This window comes from Asanoa hainanensis (genome assembly GCF_900188485.1).
Classification (GTDB): domain Bacteria; phylum Actinomycetota; class Actinomycetes; order Mycobacteriales; family Micromonosporaceae; genus Asanoa; species Asanoa hainanensis.
On sequence record NZ_FZPH01000016.1, the window covers coordinates 43,003 to 62,826 of the forward strand.

The window sequence follows — 19,824 nt, forward strand, 5'->3', positions numbered from 1 at the left end:
TCGGCCTACGCGAGCAGGCGGCGGAGCGCCGCACCCGACAGGTCACTCTTGGGGAGGAAACCCCGGGCCGGGCTGTCCCGCAGCCGGGCTCCCCACACCACCGCATCGCGGCTGGACACCAGGACCACCTCGGGCGGGCTGGCGAGCCCGGCCAGCAGTGCGGCCACGGCGAACCCGTCGACGTCCGGCAGCCGGATGTCGAGCAGCACCACGCCTGGGCGGAGCCGCGTGACGGCCTCGACCACGCCGCCACCGGTCGCGACCTCGCCGACCACCTCGAAGCCCTCGGCCTCGAGCACGGCGCGGGCGGACGTCCGGAACTCCTCGTGGTCGTCCACGATCAGCACCGTCCGCCCCATCGGCCGATGGTCGCACGATGTTCCTCTCCTGCCACTGTGGCCAGCCACAGGTCTGTCGATTCTGGGATGGCTCGTTCGTATAGCTGGTGGAAGGTCAACCGGCAGAGGAGACATCATGGGCAAGGTCGTCGTGGTCGAGAACGTGACGCTCGACGGGGTCATGCAGGCGCCCGCCGCCGCCGACGAGGACACCCGGGGCGGGTTCACGCGGGGTGGCTGGGCGGTCCCCTACATGGATCGGGTGATGGCCGAGACCATGGGCAAGGGGATGCGGGGCGACGGCTCCCTGTTGCTCGGCCGGCGCACCTACGCGCATTTCCACGGCGTCTGGGCCGACCGGACCGACGGCAACCCCTACACCGAGGTGCTCAACCGCCGGCAGAAGTACGTGGCCTCGCGGACCCTGGCCGAGCCGCTGCCCTGGCAGAACTCGACGCTGCTGCGCGGCGACGTGTCCGCCGCGGTGGCCGCGTTGAAGAAAGAAGGCGACCTCGTGGTGCTCGGCAGCGGCGTGCTGGTGCGCTCGTTGCTCGAGGCCGGCCTCGTCGACGTGCTCACGCTGTCCATCCACCCGCTGACGGTCGGCCAGGGCACCACACTGTTCGCCGCGAAACCGACCACAATGGAGCTGGTCGAGGCGATCCCGACCACCACCGGCGTGCTGATCGCGACGTATCGGACCACCGCGTAAAAGGGATCACCAGAGCTGAATGCCTGCGATAGAGTGCGGATCCTCCAGGAGTCGTTGGACAACTGCTACTGGAACATCATCGGCGCCCAGCTCGTGGCCGACGGTGACTTCGGCAGCAAGACCCGCGACGCCCTGGTGAAGGCGCAGCGGTCGCACGGCATCAGCGCCGACGGGGCCTACGGTCCGCAGAGCCGCCAGAACCTGTCGCACCACGGCCTGCGCACCGAGCAGGGCGCGGGCACCTGCGGCCAGCTCTGACCGGAGCCTCCGCTGGCGGGCCGCCGCGAAGGCAGCCCGCCAGCACCGGCCGATTGCCGCTAAGGTGCCCTGCATGTCAGGCACCCCCTCGTCACCAGTGAACCCGCCGGCCGGCCCGGGCCTGCGCGTCCCGCTGCACGTGCTGGCCGCCGGGCTGATCACGGTCAGCCTGCTCTGGCGGGCCAGCATCACCAGCCGGGGCTACCTGACGTTCGACGACTTCCCGCTGCTGTCGCGGGCCGACGCCGCGAGCATCGGGCCGGACTACCTGCTGACGCTGTTCAACAACCACTTCATGCCGGCCGGGCAGTTGCTGACCTGGGTCGTGCACCGGTTGACCGAGTTCCAGTACTGGCCGTACGCCACGCTGATGTTGGCCGCCCAGGCGCTGGTCAGCGTCCTCCTCTACCGGCTGCTGCTGCTGATGCTGCCGAACGGCCCGCTGCTGCTGGCCCCGCTCGCGCTGTTCCTGTTCACCCCGCTGACGCTGGAGGCCAGCTCGTGGTGGGCGGTCGCCGTCAACGTGCTGCCGATGCAGCTCGCGATGGTGCTCGCGACCGGCGCGTTCGTCCGCTACCAACGCGGCGGCGGGCGCCGGCACCTGGTGACCCTGGCCGCGGCGATCGTGCTCGGCCTGGTGTTCTTCGAGAAGTCGCTGCTGATCGTCGCATTCGTTGCGCTTTTCGCCGTCTTCGTCTACAGCCCCGGCGGTCCGGTCCGGGCCGTCGTCGGCGCCGCCCGCCGGTGGTGGCCGGCCTGGCTGACGCTGACGGTCGTGTCGCTGCTCTTCCTGGCGCTCTACCTGTCGCAGGCCACCTCGTCGCTGCGCCAGCCGGCCTCCGCCAACGAGGTCTTCACCTTCCTGCGCCAGCTCACCACCTTCACGGTCATCCCGGGCCTGCTCGGCGGCCCGTGGCGCTGGCTCGACGGTGCCGACGGCGCCCCGCTGACCGCGCCGCCCGAGGCCGCCACCTGGGTCGCCCTGGCGGTGTTCGCGGCGCTGGTCGCGCTGACCGTCGTGCTGCGCGGCAGCCTGGCCACCCGGGCCTGGCTGCTGCTGCTCAGCTACGTCGCGCTGGACGCGGCCCTGCTCGGCGCGACCCGGCTCGGCTCGGTGTTCAGCGGCGTGGCCGGCGCGGTGCCCCGCTACGTCGGCGAGGTCGCGGTGGTCGCCGCCATCTGCCTGGGCGTCGCGCTGTGCGGACTGAAGTCCGAAGCCGAACAACCCCAGAAACAGCCCCAGTGGCGGCCGGTGTTCGGCTACCTCGTCCCACCGGTCGCGATCCTGTTTCTGGTGAGCTGCTTCTGGAGCGGCCAGGGGTACGGGGACGACTGGGCGATCAAGGCCGGCCGCGACTACCTCAACACCGCCCGGGCCGACCTCGCCGCCGCGGCGCCCGGCACGGTGTTCATGGACCAGCCGGTGCCAGAGGCGGTCGTCGGGCCGCTGTCGGCGCCGTACAACCTGCAGTCCCGGTTCTTCGCCCCCCTCGACCAGGACCCGACCTTCGTCACCCAGGCCCGCAACCTGTGGATCTTCGACCAGGCCGGGCACATCCGACCCGCCTGGGTCGCGGGCACGCACGGCGCGCCCGGCCCGGAGCAGGGGTGCGGCTACCGGGTGACCGGCGACCAGCCGACCACGCTGCGCCTGGAGAAGAGCGTCGGTGACTACTGGTACGCCGCCCGGATCGCCTACATCAGCGACCGCGACGCCACCGCCACGGTGCGCCTCGGCGCCGGCCACGAGCACCAGTTCGACGTGCACCGCGGCCTGAACGCCATCTTCCTGCTGCTCGACGGTGGCGGCTCCGAGCTGACCATGAAGCTGGGCGACCCGGCCGCCAACATCTGCACCAACGAGATCGACGTCGGCTCGGTCGTGCCGCAGCCGGCCGGCTGATGCGGCTCAGGCACTGGCCCGGCTGGCCCGGCTGGCCCGAACGGCTGGCCGCCGCCGCGATCACCGTGGTGGTGCTGGCGCCGCTCGTCCTGCCCGGCTACGTGCTGCGCTACGACATGGTGTTCGTGCCCCGGCAGCCCATGACCGCCGACCTGTTCGCGCCGGCCGACGCGCTGCCCCGCGCGGTGCCGCTGGACGCGCTCGTGTCGCTGGCCAACCTCGCCGTGCCGGGCTGGGCGCTGCAACGGCTCGTCCTCGCGGCGATCGTCTACTTCGCGGCGCTCGGCATGGCCCGGCTCGTGCCCACCCAGCGGACCCTGCCCCGGCTGGTCGCCGCGCTGGCGTACGCCTGGACCCCGTACCTGGCCGAACGGCTGCTGCTCGGCCAGTGGGGCCTGCTGCTCGCCTACGCCGCCCTCCCCTGGCTCGTGGCCGCCGCACTGGACCTCCGCACCGCACCGGACCGGCCTCGCGCCCTCGCTCGCCTCGTGCTCGCGGCGGCCCCGGCCGCGGTCACCCCGACCGGCGGCCTGATCGCCCTGGCCACCGTCGCGGTCCTGGTGCCGTTGCGGGCGGGCCTCGCGGCGATCGCCGCCACCGCCGCCCTGTGCGCGCCGTGGGTGGTGGCCACCGCGACCAGCACCGCGGGCGGCACCTCCGACCCCGACGGCGTCGGCGCCTTCGCCGCCCGCGCCGAGAACTGGAGCGGCGCCCTGGGCGCGCTGGCCGGCACCGGCGGCATCTGGAACGCGCAAACCGTGCCGGGCAGCCGATCCTCGGTGCTCGCGCCGTTCGCGACGGCGCTCCTGCTGGCCCTGGCCGCCGCCGGCTGGCGAACCCTGCGGCAGCGGTGGCCCGACGGCACGGTCCGCCTCGCCGTGTTGGCCGCCGGATCGTTCGTCCTGGCCGCCGCCAGCATCGGCCCCGGCGCGCGGGTCATGGAATGGCTGGTGGTCGACATCCCCGGCGCGGGCCTGCTGCGCGACAGCCAGAAGTTCCTCATCCCGTACGCCGTCCTGCTCGCGGTCCTGGCCGGCCTCGGTGCCGAGGTGCTGGCCGACCGCCTCGCCGTGCGCCTGGACGCCAACGCCGGCCGCGTCGTGCTCGTCGCCGCCCTGCTGCTGCCGGTGGCCATCCTGCCGGACCTCGCGTTCGGCGCCGCCGGCCAGCTACGCCCGGTGCGGTACCCGGCGGACTGGGACACCGTGGCGACCCAGGTGAAAGCGGCACCCGGCGAGGTGCTCTCGTTGCCGTTCTACGGCTACCAGAGCTACGCCTGGAACCGGGGCGTGATCGTGCGGGACCCGGCACCGCGCTACCTGGCCGCCCCGGTGCTGATCAACGACGAGCTCCAGGTCGGTCCGGTCACGGTCGACGGGGAGAGCCCACGAGCGGCCGAGGTGCGGCGGCTGCTCGACACGGGTCAACCGGTCGCGCCGCTCGGCATGCGGTGGGTGCTGGTCCGGCAGGAGTCCGGCGTCGCGGTGCCGCCGGCCGTCCTGACCGGCCTGCGGCCGGTGTTCTCGGGGCAGCACCTGGCGTTGTGGGAGAACCCGTCCGCCGCCGCGACGGCCGTCGCAAGCCATCGACGGTGGCCAGCCGTGGCCGCGCACCTGTTCGCCGCGCTCGTGATCGTCTTCGCCGCGATTCTGGTGCTGCGCCGCAGACCTACCGCGTGGTAACGTCCCGCCACGCAGTACGTCGAGGAGGGGTATCTATGGCCCGGTTGGCCACGTTCGTCGTCGCCGCCGTCCTCGGTGCGACGTTGGGTCTCATCGGCATCATCGCGACGATCGGCCAGATCAGTCCTTCGGCCGACACCGTCGCGAACCAGTCCGACGACAACCCGGCGGCGACCATTTACGGCACCCGCTGACCGTGCGGCCGGGGGCTCGCCCCCGGCACGCCGGCAGCACCGGCCCGTAACTGCTCGGCGATCACCCCCGCGAAGGCCTCACCCGAGGCCGCCCAGGTGAACTGTTGCGCGTGCTTCTGCGCCGCCACACCCAGCTCCGACCGCCGTTCCGGGTCGCGCAGCAGCCGGCGCACGGCGCGCAGGAAGTCGACCTCGTCGTGCACGAGGATCCCGGTCTCCCCGTCGACGATCGCGTCGGCGACCCCGCCGGCCGACCGGAACGCCACCCCCGGGGTGCCGTGCGCGCCGGCCTCCACAATGGTCAGTCCCCAGCCCTCCTTGAGCGAGGGCACCAACGACAGCCACGAACGGCAGAGGAGCTCGTGCTTGTGCTCGTCGGTGACGAAGCCGGTGAACCGCACCCGGTCCTCGATGCCGAGATCGCCGGCGAGCTCCCGCAGCGGCTCCTCCCACCAGCCGCGGCCGGCGACGACGAGCTCCAGGTCGGGCAGCTCCGGCGAGAGCAGCGCGGTCACCCGCAGCGCCAGCTCGATCCGCTTGTGCGGCACCAGGCGCCCCAGCACCAGCAGGCTCGGGTGCGCGGTGCGCGGGGCGGGCGGACCGGAGGCCTCCGGGGTCCCGTTGTGCACGACCCGGATCAGCTCCGGGTCCACGCCGAGCTCGACGAGCTCGCGGCGGCTGGTCGGGGAAACCGTGACGTAGCGCCGGTTCCGGTAGACGCGCACCGCCAGCCGCGACTCGACCCACCAGCCGATCCGGGACACGACCGGGCCGAAGACCACCGGCCACTGCTCGCGGTGCACGTGGTGGACCAGCGTGACCACCGGCCGGCGGGAGTAGAGCGGGCTCAGGAACGGCAGGCCGTTGCAGACGTCGACGATCAGGTCGGGACGCCCGAAACCCCGGCGGGACAAGGGTCCGAAGCCGAAAACACCGGCCAGGTACGCGAGTGCGGCGCGCAGGTAGACCGTGTGCCGGCCGCCCTGACGCACGATCGCAACGCCGTCGGTCTTGACCTCACGCGCCTGAGCGCTACCGTGTGCCTGGCAAAAAAGCGTGACACGGTAGCCGCGCGACACCAGCTCGGCCGCCATCCGCTCGATGTAGACCTCCGAGCCGCCGCCCTCGGGATGGCGCACATCGCGCCAGTTCAGGAACACCAGGTGTGGCGCCAAAGCATCCGTCATGGTCTACTCCGCCACCCCTACCAGCGAGTAATATTCGCGACCGCGTCACCCTAGGGCGCGGTCGGGTTGGTTGGCAACGCTTGGCGTCGATGATCTGTGAAAGGTAGGTAGGGAGCGTGGCGGACAACCGCCGACCGGAGTTCTGGCCGGTCGTGCTGCTGAGCGCCGCCCTCGTCGTGGTGCTCGCCGGCTGGGCCGCGCTCAGCTACGTCGACCGCACCGGCGACGACCCCACCTGCGAGCGGCGCATCGCGCTGCGGGTCATGGTCGCGCCCAGCGTGGCGCCTGCCGCCCGCGAGGTCGGCGGCCAGGTCGCCACCCGCGAGCGCTGCCTGGACGTGACCGTCGAGGCCCGCGAGTCCGCCGACGTGCTGCGCCTGCTCACCGCCGGCGTGCGGCCCGACGTCTGGCTGCCGGAGTCGACGCTGTGGCTGCGCCGGGCCCGCGCGGCCGGCGCCTTCCAGGTGCCCACGACCGGCGTCTCCGTCGCGACCACCCCGGTCGTGCTCGCCCTCGACGAGCGGTCCGCCACCCGCCTCGGCTGGCCCCGCCGCACGCCGGGCTGGAAGACCCTGGTCGCCGCCGACGACCCGCCGCTGCCCGTGGTGCTGCCCGACCCGGCCACCAGCCCGCTCGGCTTCGCGGCCGTGGCCGGCATCAAGACCCTCGCCGGAGACGGCGCCGGAGCGGCGGCCGCCATCATGCGCCGGCTCGCCCCCCGCACCGTCGCCGTCTCCGGCGAGGCCGCACCGACGCCCGGCGGACCCGGCGGCGCCGAGTCCGCCGTCGTGAGCACCGAGCAGCAGGTGCTGCGGGCCGGCGCCCAGGTCGCCGTCTACCCGCCGAAGCCGTTGCCCGGCCTCGACTACCCGTACGCGGTGCTCGCCGGGGGCCAGGCCCGCGACGGCGCCGCCGCGTTCCTGCGGCTGCTGCTGGCCGCGGACGGGGTCGCGGCCCTGGCCCGCGACGGGCTGCGCTCACCGGCCGGCGCCCCAGCGACCGGCGGCGCGCGCCGGATCCGCACCAAGGCCTACCCGCCCGTGCCGGTGCCGCCGGAGGCCGAGACGACGGACCTGCTCAACGCCTGGGGCGGCGTGCACCTGTCCGCCCGGCTGCTCGCCGTGCTCGACACCTCCGGCTCGATGGAGGCCGCGGTCGGCGACGGCGGCGAGACCCGCATGTCGGCCACGATCAAGGCCGCGCAGGGCGGCGTGGGCCTGCTGCTGGGCACGACCGAGATCGGCATCTGGACGTTCTCCACCGACGTCGACGGCGCCCGCGACTACGTCGAGAACGTGCCGGTCGGTCCGGTCGGCCCTCGGCGCGCGGAGATCGTGCGCGAGCTCGGCCAGATCCGGGCCAAGCGCAACGGCGGCACCGGCCTGTACGACACGCTCCTCGCCGCCTACCAGGACGGCACCCGCAACTGGACCCCCGGCCGGATCAACCTCGTACTGGTGCTGACCGACGGGACCGACGACAACGCCAGCGGGATCGGCCAGGCGAAGCTGCTGGCCGAGCTGGCGAAGCTGCAGGACCCGCGCCGCCCGCTGCCGGTCCTGTTCATCGGTGTCGGCCCCGACATCGACGCCGGGGAGCTCAACACGATCGCCAAAGCCACCGGCGGGCGGGTGGCGCTGACGCCCGAACCGTCCGGGATCCGCCAGATCTTCTTCTCCGCGCTCGCGGAGTTCAGCTGCCTGCCGCCGGAGTGCCGACGTTGACCGCCATCACGCAGGAGCCGGTCACGGCCGAAACCACCGCCTCGCCGGCTGAGAGGCCGGCGCGCCGGAGCCGGCGTTGGATCGGCACCGCCGCCGGCGCCGTGCTGCTGGCGGTCGTCGCGTTCCTGCAACGCCCCGGACAGTCCACTTTCGACACCAAGCTCGACCTCGCCGTCGACCCGATCGGCTTCATGGGCCGGGCGCTGCACCTGTGGAACTCGGAGGCGACCTCGGGCGAGCTGCAGAACCAGGCGTACGGCTACCTGTTCCCGATGGGGCCGTTCTTCGCCGGCGGCGACCTGCTCGGCGTGCCGACCTGGATCACCCAGCGGCTGTGGTCGGCGCTGCTGCTCGTCGTGGCCTACCTCGGCGTGCTGCTGCTGGCCCGGGCCATCCGCATCGGCTCGGAGCCGGCGCGCCTGCTCGCCGCCCTCGCGTACGCGCTGGCACCCCGGATGCTCACCGAGGTCGGACCGCTCTCGGCCGAGATGCTGCCGGTGGTCATGCTGCCGTGGGTCCTGCTGCCGCTGGTCACGGTGCGCTCCCCGCGCCGCGCGGCGGCGCTGTCCGCCCTCGCCGTGCTGTGCATGGGCGGCATCAACGCCGCCGCCGTGCTGATGGCGCTGGTGCTGCCCGGCATCTGGTTCCTGACCAGGCGCTGGGACCGCCGGCACACCGCCCTCGCGGCCTGGTGGACGCTGTGCGTGGCCGCGGTCAGCCTCTGGTGGGCGCTGCCGCTTCTGCTGCTCGGCCAGTACAGCCTCCCGTTCCTCGACTTCATCGAGTCGTCGGCGACCACCACCGCGGTCACGTCGCTGTTCCAGGCCATGCGCGGCACGAACCAGTGGGTCGGGTACGTCATCCAGGGCGAGCCCTGGTGGCCGGCCGGCTGGGTGCTGATCGACAGCCCGGTGCTGATGGTGGCGACCGCCCTCGTCGCGATCGTGGGCCTCGTCGGCCTCGGGCTGCGCGGGCTGCCCGAGCGGCGGTTCCTGGTCTTCGGCATGCTGACCGGGCTGACGTTGCTGGCGGTCGGCTACCTCGGCACCTTCGACAGCCCGTTCGCCGGCCCGGTCCGCGACCTGCTCGACGGTCCGCTGGCACCGTTGCGCAACGTGCACAAGTTCGAGCCGGTGCTGCGCCTGCCGATCGTGCTCGGCCTCGCCCACGCGGCCAGCCGCGCGTTCGCGGTGCGCCGGTTCCGGCTGCCCGTCGCGCCGGTCGTCGCCGCCGTGCTGATCGTGGCGGCCGCCCCGGCCTGGTCCGGTGCGCTGCGGCCCGGCCCCGGCTGGTCCGACGTGCCCGACTACTGGCGCCAGGCCAGCGGCTGGCTCGCCGCGCAGGACTCCCGCGCCCGCACGCTGGTCGTGCCCGGCGTCGGTTTCGCGCAGAACGCCTGGGGCCGCACCGTCGACGAGGTCATCCAGCCGCTGGCCGGCGCGCCCTGGGCGACCCGCAACCAGATCCCGCTGGGCTCCGAGGGCAACACCCGGGTCATGGACACCGTCGAAGCGGTGCTCGAACAGGGCCGTGGCTCCCCCGCCCTCGCCGACTTCCTCGCCCGCTCCGGCTATCGCTTCCTGCTGGTGCGCCACGACATCGACCGCACGGCGACCGCCGCGCCGCCGATCGCGGCCATCCGCCAGGCCGTCGCCAACTCACCCGGGCTGCGTCCGGCGGCCCAGTTCGGGCCCACCGTCGCGGCGGACCCCGCGGGCAGCCCCGCCGACGCCGGGACCGCGGTGCCGTCGATCGAGATCTTCGAGGTCGAGCGCGACGTGCCGGTCGCGTCAGCGGTCTCCTCGGGCGACGTGCGGGTGGTCAGCGGCGGCCCGGAGTCGCTGCTGACCGCGCTGGAGCAGGGCGTGCTGGCGGAAGGCACCCCCGCGGTGCTCGCCGGCGACGACCTCACCACGGATGAGCCGGCGGAGGCGACACCGGTCGTCACCGACGGCCTGCGCCGGCGCGAGCTCAACGTCGGCCGCGTCCGCGACAACCTAAGCCAGACGATGACCTCGGACGAGGAGACCCGGCAGGGACGCCAGCGCGGCGACCTGCTCCCGTTCCCGGCCGCGGGGCACGAGACCCTCGCGGCGTACCAGGGGATCCGGTCGGTCACCGCCTCCAGCAGCGCGGCCTTCGCCGACACCCTGGCGCCCACCGACGTGTCGCACCTGCCGTTCGCGGCCCTGGACGGCGACTCCCGCACGGCCTGGCGGTCCGACCCGCTCGCACCGGCCGCCGGCCAGTGGCTGGAGGTCACCTTCGACACGCCGCGCCGCGTCGACCAGCTCACCGTCGACTTCGACACCGACCTGCGCGACGCCACCCCGGTCGGCTACGTGCGGGTCAGCACCGACCAGGGCGACATCGAGCGCCAGGTGTCGCAGCGCCCCGGTCCGCAGCGGCTCGACCCGTTGCCCGGCCTGACCACGACGGTCCGGGTTACCGTGCTGGGTCTGGCCCCCGGCTTCCCGAACGGCGCCGTGGCCCTGCGCGAGCTCGGCATCCCTGGGCTGGCGGCCGAACGCGCGTTGCGGGTGCCGGCCGACGCGCCCGCCGGGTCGCCGCCGATCTACGCGTTCGCCCGTGGCCTGGAGGACCGGGCCGCCTGCTTCGCGCCGGCCGGCACCGTCCACTGTGACCAGTTCCTGCGCCGCACCGGCGAGGAGCCGCTCGGCCTGGACCGGATCTTCACCACGCCCACGAAGGCCGACTACGGCCTGCGGCTGACCGCCCACCCCCGGCCCGGCGGCACGCTGCCACTGGACGCGCCGGTGACCGCCGCGGCCTCGTCGGTGCTCGCCGGTGACGCGCTGGTCGGCGCCGACGCCGCCGTCGACGGCGACCCCGCGACCGCGTGGCTGGCCGAGCCGGTCGACCCGGCCCCGTCCGTCGACCTGGCCTGGACCGGCAAGCGCCGCGTGGACCGGCTCCGGCTGGTCGTCCCGGAAGCGCCGGTCGCGTCGACACCGCTGGCGGTCATCGTGCGCGCCGCCGGGCGCGACCTCCCGGCCGACATCGGCGCCGACGGCTGGGTGCGGTTCCCGGCGGTGACCACCGACCGCCTCTCGATCGTCGTATCCCGGTCCGCGGAGGTGACCGGCGACGCGCGCGGCAACGGCTGGCCGGCGCCCGTCGGGTTCGCCGAGGTCGAGATCCCCGGCGTCACCGCCCGCGGCGCGCTGCCCGCCGTCGACGCGCCGTGCGGCGCCGGCCCGACCGTCACGCTGGACGGCACCGCTTACAAAACCTCGGTCGCCGGGAGCCTAGCCGACGTCCGGGCCGGGCGCGGGCTGCCGGTGACCATCTGCGACGTGTTCGCGAGCGAGTCCGTGACCTTGGAGGCCGGCGAGCACCGGCTGCACACCACGCCGTCCACGGCGTTCCTGCTCGACACCGCCACGCTGACGCCGGTCGGCCTACCCGCCGCCACGCCCGCCGCGACCCGGGCGGTGACCGTGACCCGCTGGGACTCGACCGTGCGCACGCTGACGGTCGCGCCCGGTGCGGCGGCGTTGCTGGTGATCCCGGAGAACTTCAGCGACGGTTCTGCCGCGACCCTCGACGGGGCACGCCTGCACAAGGTCCGCGTCGACGGCTGGCAGCAGGCGTACGAGGTGCCGGCGGGCCAAGGCGGCACCGTGACGCTCGAGTTCACCCCGGACCGGTCGTACCGGGCGGGTCTGGCCACCGGCGCCGGGGCGGTGCTCCTGGTCGTCCTGCTGGCGCTCGTCCCGGTCCGGCGCCGCGCATTCGCGTCCGGTGTCGTCGCGGCGCGCCCGCCCACGTGGTGGATCGTCGTGCCGCTCGGCGCGGTCGCGGTCGTGCTCGGCGGTTTCCCGGCGGTGGCGTTGCTGATCGCGGCGATGATCGGCCGGCAACTGTGGCCCCGGCTGCTGCCGGTGGTGGCGGCCGCCGCCGCGCTGCTCGGCACCGGCATCGCGGTGGTGGGCCGGATGCAGGGGCACGGGCAGGACTGGGCGTACGTCGGGGCGACGCAGGCCGCGTTGCTGGCCGCGGTGTGCGCGGTGGCCGCGACCCTGGTGCCGTCGGCCAAGGAACCGCCCGCGGGACCGCCGCCCTATCGGGCCACCCTCGGGCGAGCGGTGCGACTGTTCCGGGCGTTCCTGCACGAGCAGAGCGATCCGGACCGGTTCTACTCGACGCTCGCCAGGGACTCGGTGCGCCAGCTCGGCTCCTATGTGGACCTGCGCGACGCGGTGGTGCTCGACGTGGGCGGCGGGCCCGGCTACTTCGCCGAGGCCTTCCACGGGGCCGGGGCCACGTACCTCGGTCTCGACCCCGAGGCCGGCGACCTCCCAGCTCCCGGCAACGGCGGTGCCGGGGCGCCGTCCGTGCGCGGCAGCGGCACCGCGCTGCCGGTGCGGACCTCGTCGGTCGACGTCTGCTACTCCTCCAACGTCGTCGAGCACGTCTCGACCCCGGAGCGGATGCTCGACGAGCTGGTCCGGGTGACCCGCCCCGGCGGCACCCTGTTCGTCTCGTTCACGCCGTGGCTCTCGCCGTGGGGCGGGCACGAGACGGCGCCCTGGCACTACCTCGGCGGCAGCCGCGCCCGGGCGCGGTACGCGAAGAAGTTCGGCCGCCAGCCCAAGAACCGCTTCGGCGAGACGCTGTTCCCCGTCAGCGCGGCCCAGGTGCACCGCTGGGCAAAGGCCGCCGCCCGCCAGGGGCAGGTCGAGATCGTCGATGTCCTGCCCCGGTACCACCCCTGGTGGGCGCAATGGTCCGCCCGGGTGCCGTTGCTCCGCGAAACGATCACCTGGAACTACACATTGGTACTGCGACGTCCGAAATCTTGGGGGTCGCGGACGGATGTGACTGAGTAGTAACCTGCTCGCCAGCAGCGCGTTCCCCCCTGTCAATACCTACATTGTGGAGGCACCCCATGACGTCCCGCGCGGTCAGTGCCGTGCTCTTCGGCGTCGGCGTGGTAGCCGTGGTCTTCGCCGCCGGGCTGGCTTTCGTGGTCGGCCCGCGAGCGGCCCAGCTCCCCTACGACCTCGAGCCGACCCAGTCGGTGGCCGAGGCGCCCAACGCCACCTTCATGCAAATCACCAACGGCTCGGTGGCGATCAACAAGGGCACCCTGCGCTCGACCATCCGGGTCCAGGCTGACCGGAAGGCGACCGCCGCGCTGACCGGTGACCTCGACGGCTCGGCCGCCGTGTGGCTGGTCGGCCAAGACGTGGTGCGCACCGACAACAACGAACGAGTCAGCGCGTACAGCACCTCCCTCGCGGTCGACCGCAAGACCGCCGCCGCCCAGAAGTGGGACGGGCAGTGGCTCGACACCGGCGGCAACCGCGAGGACGTCGACTACTCGGGCCAGATCTACAAGTTCCCGTTCGGCACCGAGAAGCAGGACTACCAGATCTTCGACCGTGACGTGCTGGGCACGCAGCCCGCCAAGTTCGTCAAGACCGAGGAGATCGCCGGCCTGGAGACGTACCAGTTCACCCAGGAGATCCGCGAGGCGCGCCAGCAGGTGCCGGCCGACCGGATGTCGGTGCTCGTGGGCGCGCTCGCCCCGGGCGCGACGTCGGGCGAGATCGTCTACGACAACACCCGCACCGTGTGGGTCGAGCCGACCACGGGTCAGTTCATCAAGGTCCAGGAGGTCCAGCACAAGAACCTGCTGGCCAACAACGGCGTCTCGGTGACGATCCTCGACGCGACCTTCACCTACACCGACGACACCATCAAGAAGAGCGCCGACACCGCGTCGAGCAACCGCCAGCTGCTCATGCTGGTCAAGCTGTGGGGCCCGCTGGTCCTGCTGCTCATCGGCCTGGTCCTGATCGTCGCCGGCCTGCTGCTGTTCCGCCGCCGCCCGGCCGCCGCCGCCCCCGCGGCGCCGGCCCCGCAGCCGGAAGAGGTCGGCGCGGGCCGACACGTCAAGGAATAAGCCTTATCGCGACCGACGGCGGCGGAGCCCTTGGGCTCCGCCGCCGTTCGCGTCACCAGGCCGCCGGGTAGGGTCGCCAGTTGTGCAGCTAGACGATCTCTTGCGCCGGCATGCCGCGGCCTGGGCCGATGCGACCGAGCATCCGTTCCTGACCGGGGTGCGCGACGGCACGCTCGCCCCGGCGGCGTTCGCCGAGTGGCTGGTCCAGGACCACCACTTCGTCGCGGACCTGCTGGCGTTCCAGGCCCGGCTGCTGGCCCGCGCTCCCCGGCACGCGCAGGCCGTGCTGGCGGCGGGTCTGGTCGCGCTCGTCGACGAGCTGAGCTGGTTCGAGGACCGGGCCGGGCAGCACGGGCTGGACCTGACCGCCGCGCCCGGGCCGGCCACCCTCGCCTACCGGGAGCTGCTCGACCGGCTGGACGCGGCGCCCGTACCGCAGGCGCTGGTCGGGTTGTGGGCCATCGAGCGGGCGTACCTGGACGCGTGGACGTTCGCCGCGCCCGGTGCGCCGGCATTCCGCGAGTACGTGGAGCACTGGACCGCGCCCGGGTTCGCCGACTACGTGGCCGGGCTGGCCGCGGCGGCGTCGCGAGATCTCGGCCCCGCCGACGAGGTGCTCACCGCGGTCGCCGCCGCCGAGACCGCCTTCTGGGGCATGGCATGAGCCTCGCCGCGACACTCTGGCACGACAACGCCGATCTGGCCGAGGCGGCGCTCGCGCACCCGTTCGTCCAACGGCTCGGTGACGGCACCCTCCCCCAGCCGGTGTTCGCCGGCTACGTCGCGCAGGACGCGTTCTACCTGGAGTCGTTCGCCCGCGCGTACGCCCTGGCCGTCGCGCACAGCCCGGACCGCGCCGGCTTCGACGCGTTCGCCGACCTGCTGGCCGGGGTGCGCGACGAGCTTCGCCTGCACGAGGGCTACGCGGCCCGCTACGACATCGACCTGGCGAGCGTCGAGCCGTTGCCGGCCACGCTGGCGTACACGGACTTCCTGCTCGCGACCGCGGCCCTGGGCAGCCTCGGCCAGACCTGCGCGGCCCTGACGCCGTGCATGCGCCTCTACGCCCACCTGGGCCAGTCGCTCGCCGCCGGCACACCCGCCGACCGCTACGGCGACTGGATCCGCACGTACGCCGATCCGGGCTTCGAGGAGCTGGCCGCCACCCTGGAACGCCTGCTGGACACCTACGCCGTGCCCGGCGACGCCCGCACGGCGGCCGTCTACCGCCGCGCGATGCGCCTGGAGGTCGGCTTCTTCGAGGCGGCCTACACCAGCTAGCCGGACCCGCACCACACGACGAATAGGTCTGGCTCTCTGTGAGCGCTCACAGGTAGGGTGCTCGGCATGACCGTCAGCGCCTGGTACGAAGCACTGAGCCCTTGCCCCGCCGCCCGACCGGCCCGGGCCTGGTGCGACAGCGACGCCGAAACGCTCTCGTTGGACGGACTGTGGCGTTTCCGGTTCGCCGACCGGGCCGACGGGCCGACCGACTTCGCGGCCGCCGAGTTCGACGACGCGGCCTGGACCGACCTGCCGGTGCCCGCGCACTGGCAGCTGCACGGGCACGGAGCGCCGGCCTACACCAACACCCGCTACCCCTTCCCGCTCGACCCGCCCCGGGTCCCCGACGAGAACCCGACGGGCGACTACCGGCGCGTGTTCGAGCTGCCCACCGGCTGGGCGGGCCGCACGGTGCTGCGGCTGGGCGGGGTGGACTCCGCCGCCCGGATCTGGCTCAACGGCACCGAGGTCGGCTGGACCACCGGCAGCCGCCTGGTCACCGAGTTCGACGTGACCGACCTGCTGCGGCCTGGCGCGAACGTGCTGGCCGTCCGGGTCGTGCAGTGGAGCGCCGGCAGCTACCTCGAGGACCAGGACATGTGGTGGCTGTCCGGGATCTTCCGCGGCGTCGACCTGGTCGCCCGGCCGGTCGAGGGCGCCCTGGACGACGTGACCGTGCGGGCCGACTACGACCACCGCACCGGCGCCGGGACGCTGCTCGTCACCGCCAGCACGCCCGCGCGGGTGCGCGTCCCGGAGCTCGGCGTCGACGTCGCGGCCGGCGAGAATGTGCGGCTGGCGCACGTCGAGCCCTGGTCGGCCGAGCGCCCCCGGCTCTACGACGCCACCGTCAGCAGCGGCGCCGAGACCGTCCGGCTGCGCGTCGGCTTCCGTACCGTCGCGATGGTCGACGGCCTGTTGACCGTCAACGGACAGCCGTTGCTGTTCAACGGGGTCAACCGCCACGAGTTCCACCCCGACCGGGGCCGGGCGCTGACCGAGGAGGACATGCTCGCCGACGTGCTGCTCATGAAGCAGCACAACGTCAACGCGGTCCGGACCAGCCACTACCCGCCGCACCCACGGTTCCTCGAGCTGTGCGACGAGTACGGCCTGTGGGTCGTCGACGAGTGCGACCTGGAGACGCACGGCTTCTGGCTCGCGGACTGGCGCGGCAACCCGGCCGACGACGCGCGCTGGGAGGACCTCTGCGTCGACCGGATGCGGCGCATGGTGCAGCGCGACAAGAACCACCCCAGCATCGTGCTGTGGTCGCTGGGCAACGAGAGCGGCAGCGGGCGCAACCTGGCCGCGATGGCCCGCTGGACCCGCGCGCACGACCCGAGCCGGCCGCTGCTCTACGAGCGCGACTGGACGTGCCGTGACGTCGACGTCTACAGCCGGATGTACCTGCCCGTCGCCGACGTCGAGGCGATCGGACAAGGGGCCGAGCCGCCGCTGGCGGACGCGGCCCTGGACGCCCGGCGCCGCGCGATGCCGTTCATCCACGCGGAGTACGCGCACGCGATGGGCAACGGCCCGGGCAACCTGCGCGAGTACCAGGACCTGTACGAGAAGTACCCGCGCCTGCAGGGCGGCTTCGTCTGGGAGTGGATCGACCACGGCCTGCGCGCCACCACCGCCGACGGGCAGGAGTTCTATGCGTACGGCGGCGACTTCGGCGAGATCGAGCATGACGGCAACTTCGTCGCGGACGGCCTGCTGTTCCCCGATCGGACCCCCTCCCCCGGGCTGCTCGACCTCAAGAAGGTGTTCGAGCCGGTCCGGATCACCGCGGACGGCGACGGGGTGCGGATCGCGAACCTGCACGGCGTGCGCGACCTGGCGCACCTGGAGTTCCGCTGGCTGCTCGAAGCCGACGGCCAGGAGGTGGCGCGCGGCGTCCTCTCCGTGCCGGACGTGGCTGCCGGCGCGAGCGTGCGGGTGGCGCTGCCAGTCCTGCCTGAGACCGGCGGCGAGGCGTTCCTGACCGTCCGGGCCGTGCTGGCGGCGGACGAGCCCTGGGCCAAAGCGGGGCAGGAGGTGGCGTGGAGCCAGCTGCCGGTGGCGACCGCCCCGCAGATGGTCGCGGCGCGGCGATCCGGGCCGATCAGTCGGTCCACCGACGGGATCCAGGTGGGTCCGGGCCGCTTCGACCCGCGCGACGGGCGGTTGCGCCACCTGGGCGGGCTGGCCGTGGCCGGACCGACCCTGCAGGTGTGGCGGGCGCCGACCGACAACGACCGGGCGCCGCACGGCGAGGCGCTGGAGCCGGTCTGGCGTGCGCTGGGCCTGGACCACCTGCGGCGCCGGGTCGACGCGGTCGAGGTGGCCGACGACACCCTGGTGGTGCGCACCCGCGTCGCCCCGGTCGGCCGGGATCTCGCGCTGCTGGCCACGTACACCTGGACCGCCCGGGGAGACGACCGGCTCGGCCTCAGCGTCGCCGTCGAACCCGTCGGCCCGTGGACGGTTCCGCTGCCGATGCTGGGTGTCCTGTTCGGACTGCCGGACACCCTCACCGGGGTGGAGTGGTTCGGAAGCGGGCCGGGTGAGTCCTATCCGGACACCGGCCTGGCCAACCGGGTCGGCCGGTTCTACCGCACGGTCCCTGAGCTACAGACGCCGTACGTGTTCCCCCAGGAGAACGGCCGGCGCGCGGCGGTCCGCTGGGCCACAGTCACCGACGGGCAGGGCGCCGGGGTACGGGTGTCCGGGCCGGCGCCGTTCGGCCTGACCGTGCGCCCGTGGCGGGCCGAGGCGCTCGACCAGGCGGCCCATCCGACCGACCTGCGGCCGGACGGGCACACCTGGCTGACGGTCGACGCCGGGCACCAGGGCATCGGCTCGGCGTCCTGCGGCCCGGGCGTGCTGCCGGCGTACCTGCTGCCGGCCGCACCGACCCGCCTCGACCTGGAGCTGCGCGTCTTAGGGCAGGGTGACGCCGGATAGCCGCGCGCACTCCGCCACGAGCGCGTCCTGGACGGCCGGGTCGTCGGCCTGGTCGTTCAGGGTCACGCGCCGGCGTTCGTGGAAGAACGCGCCGCTGACCAGGACGGCCGGGTCGGTCGACGTCGCCAGCCAGACCGCGGTGTCGGAGCCCGCCGCCACGTCCAGCGGTGCGATGTCGCCGCTCATCTTCGTGTTGATCCAGCCAGGATGGACGGCGTTGCACAGCGTCCGCGGGTAGCGGCGGGCGACCGCGAAGGCGATCGCGGTCATCGCCAGCTTCGAGTCCGCGTACGCCTCGCCAGCCGTCCAGGCCTTCTCGTGCTGGAGGTCGGCCACGTCGATCGTGGCGCGGACGATGGAGTCGGAGCTCACGTAGACCAGGCGCTTCGGCACCGGCAGCAGCGCGGTCAGCACATACGCGGACAGGGCGTTGACCTGGAAGGTCTGCTCCAGGCCGTCCTCGGTCAACGGACGCTGCTCGGCCCGGCTGACCCAGCCGGCGTTGTGCACCACGACGTCGAACTCGCCCAGCGCGGCCACCTGCTCGGCCAGCGCGCGGGTCTGCGCCAGCGAGGCCAGGTCGCCGGTCACGAACCGGTCGGCGACGCCGGCGGCCCGGCGGTCCGCGGCCCGCCGCTCGTCGCGGGCGTGCCGGACCACCTCGTGGCCCTGCGCGGCCAGCCGGTCGGCGATCCCGGCGCCGATGCCGTCGCTGGAGCCGGTGACGAAGACGCGGCTCATCGCGGGCTCCGGATGGTCACGAGCACGCCGTCCGGGTCGAGCAGCGTGGCGGACGAGTCGCGCTCGGCGAGCAGCCGGCCGCCGGCCGCGACGGCCCGCACCACCGCCGTCCGCAGGTCCTCGGCGGCAACGCTGACCGACCGGAAGCCGACCAGCGGCGCCTCGGCGGCCGGCGTCGGGTTGCCGCCGGTGGGCACGTCGAAGCTGAACACCTCGAGCACGGCCGCTCCGGCGCGCAGGTAGGTCATCAGGAACCCGCGCGGGTCGTCGTGGTGCCGGATCTGGCCGATCAGCTCGAAGCCGAGCCCCTCGCAGTAGAACCGCAGCGTCGCGGTCAGGTCGTCGACCGTGACCGCGACGTGGTCGAACCGTGGTGCGTCGCGCGGGCCGGGCAGGTCGGCGGCCTCGGCGTCGGCGTGCTCGGGCGAGTGGACCACCTGGTAGTTCAGGGCGCCCTGGATGTATTCCAGGCGCGCCCCGTCGGGGTCGAGGAAGAACGCGATGCGGACGTCGCCGAGCACGTCGGCCGGCGGCGAGAGCACCGTGACGCCGGCGGCCTCCAGCCGGCGGATCCGGTCGTCCACGTCGGAGACCTTGAGCCCGACGTGCCGGACACCGCCCTGCAGGTCGTCGTTGACCCAGTCGCCGATCGTGCCGTCCGGCCCGATCTCGGTGAGCTCGACCAGCGCCGGGCCGGCCGAGAGCAGCCCGTCGCGTACCTCGGTGAAACCGAGCAGGTCGCGGTAGAACCGGGTCGACCGGTCGAGGTCGCGGACACCGAGCCGCACGGTGTGGAGTCTGGTGGAGGGGATCGTTTCGGTGGTCACCGCGCCGCCTTCCGGGGACGTCGTAAGCGGTTTGCCTGTGCGGGCAGGTTACGTGACCGCTCACAGCACCGCCACCGTCCGCGCTCCCAC

General features: G+C 73.6%; 15 protein-coding genes. 11 read left to right on the forward strand and 4 right to left on the reverse strand.

Going from position 1 to position 19,824, the window contains the following annotated elements:
* Positions 1–5 precede the first annotated feature (5 nt).
* The gene (locus tag CHC05_RS31310; RefSeq protein ID WP_089254234.1) at positions 6–359 is read right to left on the reverse strand and encodes a response regulator; all 354 of its coding nucleotides are present in this window, start codon (positions 357–359) and stop codon (positions 6–8) included.
* 115 nt (positions 360–474) lie between these two features.
* On the opposite strand from CHC05_RS31310, the gene CHC05_RS31315 reads away from it, so the two are divergent.
* From CHC05_RS31315 to CHC05_RS41765, 5 genes are all read left to right on the forward strand, one after another.
* Positions 475–1,050 (forward strand): dihydrofolate reductase family protein, encoded by a 576-nt coding sequence (locus tag CHC05_RS31315; protein ID WP_089254235.1) that lies wholly within the window; start codon positions 475–477, stop codon positions 1,048–1,050.
* Between the two features lie 33 nt (positions 1,051–1,083).
* The gene (locus CHC05_RS31320; RefSeq protein WP_179266466.1) at positions 1,084–1,308 is read left to right on the forward strand and encodes a peptidoglycan-binding domain-containing protein; all 225 of its coding nucleotides are present in this window, start codon (positions 1,084–1,086) and stop codon (positions 1,306–1,308) included.
* 73 nt (positions 1,309–1,381) lie between these two features.
* A complete protein-coding gene (locus CHC05_RS31325; RefSeq protein WP_144022861.1) occupies positions 1,382–3,211 on the forward strand; it encodes a hypothetical protein in 1,830 nt (609 codons plus the stop codon).
* Positions 3,211–4,893 carry an MmpA family trehalose lipid delivery protein gene (locus CHC05_RS31330; protein WP_089254238.1) on the forward strand — a complete coding sequence of 561 codons (1,683 nt, stop codon included), beginning with the start codon at positions 3,211–3,213 and terminating at the stop codon, positions 4,891–4,893. Before CHC05_RS31325 ends, CHC05_RS31330 begins: the two co-directional genes overlap by 1 nt.
* 35 nt (positions 4,894–4,928) lie before the next feature.
* Positions 4,929–5,087, forward strand: coding sequence for a hypothetical protein (locus CHC05_RS41765; protein WP_176985296.1), 159 nt, complete (start codon positions 4,929–4,931; stop codon positions 5,085–5,087).
* Here the strand turns inward: CHC05_RS41765 and CHC05_RS31335 are convergent.
* Complete coding sequence (locus CHC05_RS31335) at positions 5,072–6,274, reverse strand: glycosyltransferase family 4 protein (protein WP_089254239.1); 1,203 nt, start codon at positions 6,272–6,274, stop codon at positions 5,072–5,074. The genes CHC05_RS41765 and CHC05_RS31335 overlap by 16 nt on opposite strands.
* A gap of 116 nt (positions 6,275–6,390) precedes the next feature.
* Here CHC05_RS31335 and CHC05_RS31340 point away from each other — a divergent pair, with 116 nt between their 5' ends.
* From CHC05_RS31340 to CHC05_RS31365, 6 genes are all read left to right on the forward strand, one after another.
* A complete protein-coding gene (locus tag CHC05_RS31340; RefSeq protein ID WP_089254240.1) occupies positions 6,391–7,998 on the forward strand; it encodes a substrate-binding domain-containing protein in 1,608 nt (535 codons plus the stop codon).
* Positions 7,995–12,851 (forward strand): alpha-(1->3)-arabinofuranosyltransferase domain-containing protein, encoded by a 4,857-nt coding sequence (locus CHC05_RS31345; protein WP_245871305.1) that lies wholly within the window; start codon positions 7,995–7,997, stop codon positions 12,849–12,851. Before CHC05_RS31340 ends, CHC05_RS31345 begins: the two co-directional genes overlap by 4 nt.
* A 59-nt stretch (positions 12,852–12,910) precedes the next feature.
* A complete protein-coding gene (pgfA, locus tag CHC05_RS31350) occupies positions 12,911–13,930 on the forward strand; it encodes a cell envelope lipid trafficking protein PgfA (RefSeq protein WP_089254241.1) in 1,020 nt (339 codons plus the stop codon).
* Between the two features lie 82 nt (positions 13,931–14,012).
* Positions 14,013–14,594 (forward strand): TenA family protein, encoded by a 582-nt coding sequence (locus CHC05_RS31355; RefSeq protein WP_089254242.1) that lies wholly within the window; start codon positions 14,013–14,015, stop codon positions 14,592–14,594.
* Positions 14,591–15,211 (forward strand): TenA family protein, encoded by a 621-nt coding sequence (locus CHC05_RS31360; protein ID WP_089254243.1) that lies wholly within the window; start codon positions 14,591–14,593, stop codon positions 15,209–15,211. Before CHC05_RS31355 ends, CHC05_RS31360 begins: the two co-directional genes overlap by 4 nt.
* Before the next feature lie 66 nt (positions 15,212–15,277).
* Positions 15,278–18,166 (forward strand): glycoside hydrolase family 2 TIM barrel-domain containing protein, encoded by a 2,889-nt coding sequence (locus CHC05_RS31365; RefSeq protein WP_089254359.1) that lies wholly within the window; start codon positions 15,278–15,280, stop codon positions 18,164–18,166.
* Here the strand turns inward: CHC05_RS31365 and CHC05_RS31370 are convergent.
* Together CHC05_RS31370 and CHC05_RS31375 are read right to left on the reverse strand one after the other, a co-directional pair.
* Positions 18,143–18,907 carry an SDR family NAD(P)-dependent oxidoreductase gene (locus CHC05_RS31370; protein ID WP_089254244.1) on the reverse strand — a complete coding sequence of 255 codons (765 nt, stop codon included), beginning with the start codon at positions 18,905–18,907 and terminating at the stop codon, positions 18,143–18,145. The genes CHC05_RS31365 and CHC05_RS31370 overlap by 24 nt on opposite strands.
* Positions 18,904–19,734 carry a VOC family protein gene (locus CHC05_RS31375; RefSeq protein ID WP_089254245.1) on the reverse strand — a complete coding sequence of 277 codons (831 nt, stop codon included), beginning with the start codon at positions 19,732–19,734 and terminating at the stop codon, positions 18,904–18,906. The genes CHC05_RS31370 and CHC05_RS31375 overlap by 4 nt, the downstream gene beginning before the upstream one ends.
* Positions 19,735–19,824 lie beyond the last annotated feature (90 nt).

Excerpts from the sequence above, each read along its gene's own strand:
- CHC05_RS41765 (WP_176985296.1), top strand. The coding sequence starts at position 4,929 with ATGGCCCGGTTGGCCACGTTCGTCGTCGCCGCCGTCCTCGGTGCGACG.
- CHC05_RS31330 (WP_089254238.1), top strand. The coding sequence starts at position 3,211 with ATGCGGCTCAGGCACTGGCCCGGCTGGCCCGGCTGGCCCGAACGGCTG.
- CHC05_RS31315 (WP_089254235.1), top strand. The coding sequence starts at position 475 with ATGGGCAAGGTCGTCGTGGTCGAGAACGTGACGCTCGACGGGGTCATG.
- CHC05_RS31325 (WP_144022861.1), top strand. The coding sequence starts at position 1,382 with ATGTCAGGCACCCCCTCGTCACCAGTGAACCCGCCGGCCGGCCCGGGC.
- pgfA (WP_089254241.1), top strand. The coding sequence starts at position 12,911 with ATGACGTCCCGCGCGGTCAGTGCCGTGCTCTTCGGCGTCGGCGTGGTA.
- CHC05_RS31335 (WP_089254239.1), bottom strand. The coding sequence starts at position 6,274 with ATGACGGATGCTTTGGCGCCACACCTGGTGTTCCTGAACTGGCGCGAT.
- CHC05_RS31360 (WP_089254243.1), top strand. The coding sequence starts at position 14,591 with ATGAGCCTCGCCGCGACACTCTGGCACGACAACGCCGATCTGGCCGAG.
- CHC05_RS31365 (WP_089254359.1), top strand. The coding sequence starts at position 15,278 with ATGACCGTCAGCGCCTGGTACGAAGCACTGAGCCCTTGCCCCGCCGCC.
- CHC05_RS31310 (WP_089254234.1), bottom strand. The coding sequence starts at position 359 with ATGGGGCGGACGGTGCTGATCGTGGACGACCACGAGGAGTTCCGGACG.
- CHC05_RS31370 (WP_089254244.1), bottom strand. The coding sequence starts at position 18,907 with ATGAGCCGCGTCTTCGTCACCGGCTCCAGCGACGGCATCGGCGCCGGG.